At 45.3% G+C, this 236-nt stretch carries 1 protein-coding gene; it reads right to left on the bottom strand.

Annotated elements, in window-relative coordinates:
* On the bottom strand, positions 1-236 hold a 236-nt coding region (locus tag B4K20_RS04735), incomplete at both ends, for a PQQ-binding-like beta-propeller repeat protein (RefSeq protein ID WP_289282052.1).

Genomic DNA, 236 nt, shown 5'->3' with positions numbered 1-236 from the left:
CCACGAACACCAAATTCACCACCAGAGATACCAACAACGATTTTATCTTTAAATACATGAGCAACCCCCGTGTTAGTTGCACCGACTCTGGGATCATCGCGTTTATCAGACCAAACTATTTTGCCGGTTTCCGCGTCTAAAGCTACCAAGGTAGTATCGGCCTGGTTTAGGAAGATTTTGCCATCACCATAAGCTAAACCACGATTGATGACGTCACAGCACATAACAGGTACGGT

It is taken from the genome of Methylophaga sp. UBA5088, assembly GCF_002414625.1.
Taxonomy (GTDB): Bacteria; Pseudomonadota; Gammaproteobacteria; order Nitrosococcales; family Methylophagaceae; genus Methylophaga; species Methylophaga marina.
Note: the sequence above shows the minus strand (reverse complement) of the source record. Positions and strands in the feature narration are given on the sequence as shown.